General features: G+C 63.6%; 5 protein-coding genes. 3 read left to right on the top strand and 2 right to left on the bottom strand.

The features are described 5' to 3' along the window. The 3 genes from ACR2MZ_RS04430 to ACR2MZ_RS04440 form a co-directional block, all read left to right on the top strand. On the top strand, positions 1-537 hold a 537-nt coding region (locus ACR2MZ_RS04430; protein WP_434003863.1), incomplete at its 5' end, for a hypothetical protein. 105 nt (positions 538-642) lie between these two features. Further along, a complete protein-coding gene (locus tag ACR2MZ_RS04435) occupies positions 643-957 on the top strand; it encodes a helix-turn-helix domain-containing protein (protein ID WP_434003864.1) in 315 nt (104 codons plus the stop codon). Further along, positions 958-2,088: a tyrosine-type recombinase/integrase gene (locus ACR2MZ_RS04440; protein WP_434003865.1), complete on the top strand. Its 1,131-nt coding sequence runs from the start codon at positions 958-960 to the stop codon at positions 2,086-2,088. It abuts the gene before it with no gap. Positions 2,089-2,127: 39 nt separating this feature from the next. On the opposite strand, the gene ACR2MZ_RS04445 is transcribed toward ACR2MZ_RS04440, so the two are convergent. Then, positions 2,128-2,520 (bottom strand): DUF5615 family PIN-like protein, encoded by a 393-nt coding sequence (locus ACR2MZ_RS04445; RefSeq protein ID WP_434003867.1) that lies wholly within the window; start codon positions 2,518-2,520, stop codon positions 2,128-2,130. Continuing rightward, the coding region (locus ACR2MZ_RS04450; protein WP_434003866.1) for a DUF433 domain-containing protein at positions 2,487-2,779 on the bottom strand (293 nt) is incomplete at its 5' end. The genes ACR2MZ_RS04445 and ACR2MZ_RS04450, both read right to left, overlap by 34 nt.

Raw genomic sequence — 2,779 nt, forward strand, 5'->3', positions numbered from 1 at the left:
ATCTTCACTGCCCTGCTGACGATCCTGATGGCAGTCATAGTCCAGCTGGAGCTCCTGGTCAGGGCGGCGCTGATGCTGACAGTAACCGCCTTCATCCCCTTGGTCTGTGTGCTGGCCATCTGGCCCAGGATGACAGCCGCTGCCATTCACCTGGCTGAGTTCCTGGTCGGCCTCATGCTCTCCAAGTTTGTGGTCGCGACAGTGATCTACATCGGCTTCGGCCTGGTCATCCCGGCTATCCGCGGTGCCCAATCGGCCGAGGGCAAGGCGGGCTGGCTGAGCACCGGTCTGGCCATCCTGCTCATCGCCACCTTCTCACCCGCGATCCTCTTCCAGGCTCTCCGTTTTGCGCACGGCAGCGCGGGTGGCATGGTTCGGGGCTGGGGCGCCGGCGCCATCTCGATGATGACCATGGGCTCGATCGTCCACCTTGGCACTGGGCTCGGCAGGAGTGGGCTCAATCGCCTCAGGCGCGGGATCTCTAAGACAAGGTCTCCCAAGCCAAAAACGTCGTCCGCTTCGGGCTCCGGCAGCTGATTCCTATCTCTCCGTAACGGCGCGGAGGGGTCTGGGGAACCGGCGCCGCATCCGGTTCCCCGGGGACCGCCCGCCAACGCGGTGAGCAAGCAAGGAGGTTGTTTCATGTCTCTACGCGCGCGTTCCATAGAAGAGGCTGAAAGCAGTAGACGCAGGACGGGGTCGCCTGCCCCTGCAGACACTTGGCTGCTGGACAGCCGTGAGGTCTCCCAGCTGCTCGGCATCGGCCGGACCAAGGTCTTCCAGATGATGGCGAGGGCCGAGTTGCCCGTCGTGCACCTCGGCCGCTGCGTGCGTGTACCGCGCCAGGCGCTGGAGGAGTGGGTGCAGAACCAGACGCTGATCTCCATTCGAGAACAGCGATCAGACCGAGGCGCCAGGTTTCGAGAGCGCTTCCAGATCGGCGAACTGGAGCGCTAAATGCCCCGAAGGCGGGGCAACGGCGAGGGCAGCTTCTATCGGCGAAAGAACGGTTCTTGGGCTGCTGCAATTTCACTGCCGGACGGCCGCCGCAAGTTCTTCTACGGGACCACCCGGGACGAGGTGCGTAGGAAGCTCGCGGCGGCCGTGCACGCCCAGGACATCGGTACCTTTGCCGATGCTCGGGGCATAACCGTTGGAGCCTTTCTCGACCAGTGGCTCGCCGAGGTGGTCAAGCCCTCGGTTCGACAGTGGACGTACATGGGTTACGAGGTGCACGTCAGGCTTCACCTCAAGCCAACTCTTGGACGAACGCCACTTGACCGGCTCACTCCCATGCAGGTGCAGGCGCTGCTGAATGCGAAGTTGAAGGAAGGCCTCTCTGCCAAGTCGGTGCGAGGGGTACGGGCTACTCTCCGCGCGGCGCTCAACCATGCGGTGCGCTGGGAGATGATCAGCCGGAACGCCGCAACGGCGGTCGAGCTGCCGAGGACCCGACGCTACGACATTCAGCCGCTCACGCCAGAGGAAGCTCGCACCTTCCTTGATTCCATCCGCGGCGACCGGCTGGAGGCGCTCTACTCGGTCGCATTGACGATGGGGCTTCGCCAGGGCGAAGCACTGGGCCTCCGCTGGTCCGACGTCGACCTTCAGATGGGCTACCTCAGGATTACCAAGCAGCTGCAGCGGGTGGACGGTGTCCTGCAGCGAGTCGACCTGAAGACCGATCATAGCCGGCGCACGCTGGTGCTACCGGCTTCCATCCTGAAGGGCCTGCGGGAGCATCGGCAACAACAGGTGGAGGAGCGGAGGGCGGTCGGGCAGGAGTGGAAGGAATCAGGATTTCTCTTCACCACACCCGAGGGACTGCCGCTGGAAGGTACCACCCTGACCCGTCAGTTTCACCGGCAATTGGACCGCGCCGGCCTGGCGCAAAGGCGCTTCCACGACCTGCGCCACTCGTGCGCAACGCTCCTTTTGGTGCAGGGCGTTTCTCCGCGAGTAGTCATGGACGTGCTAGGCCACTCGGAAATCGGAATGACGATGAACACCTATTCGCATGTCATTCCCCAGCTGCGCCGGGACGCCGCCGACAGGATGGAAGACCTGCTGAATTCCCCGGACCGTTAGTAGTCTCCGGCGTGACCTTCCCCGCACTGAGCCCAGGTTCTACCGCAGCCATTCGACCAAGTCCTCTGTTAGCTCGTCGCTGTACTTCGAAAGTATGACGGCCAGCGCCTGGACCCAAAGGCCGATGGTCCGTTTGCTCCGTGGGTAACCGCGTGGGCTGGCTAGGACCAAGCCAGCATGATGTCTGCCTGCCAAAACTATCCGTTCATGGGCGACGAGAAAATGGCCGACATTGTCGGTGACCAGGGAACGGCCCATCGCGCCGGCCTCTTCCAGTACGACCGTGTCGTCCGTCCCCTGGAGCCGCTCATAGTCGCCCTGGATGGACTCGATGTCGTGGCCACGAGCTCGGAGTTGGACCGCGATCTCCCGATCCAACATCTCGTCGAGCAGCAGCCTCAGCGGCGCAGTGCCTCCTGTGTGCTTTCCCAGAGGCGCCGCTCCCGTGCGGCGGCGTCTTCATTGGCCCTGATCTGTCCCTCGATCTCGTCGCGGTATTCGGCACAGTAGCGCACTGCGGAACGAACCTGGTCCGCCGTTAAGCCTAGATAGTCGGCCGCCTCCTCCACCTTGCCGTCCGAGGCCCAGACCGTTTCCATGACCTGCCACACGTACACCCGGCGGCCCTCGATACAAGCCTGACGCCCGGTGGGGGTGGGGCGGAACATGATCCGCGCATGCTTCTCGTGTC

It is taken from the genome of Candidatus Dormiibacter sp. (genome assembly GCF_050999135.1).
Lineage (GTDB): Bacteria > Chloroflexota > Dormibacteria > Dormibacterales > Dormibacteraceae > Dormiibacter > Dormiibacter spiritus.

Coding starts and splice junctions, on each gene's coding strand:
- ACR2MZ_RS04435 (WP_434003864.1), top strand. CDS start 643: ATGTCTCTACGCGCGCGTTCCATAGAAGAGGCTGAAAGCAGTAGACGC.
- ACR2MZ_RS04440 (WP_434003865.1), top strand. CDS start 958: ATGCCCCGAAGGCGGGGCAACGGCGAGGGCAGCTTCTATCGGCGAAAG.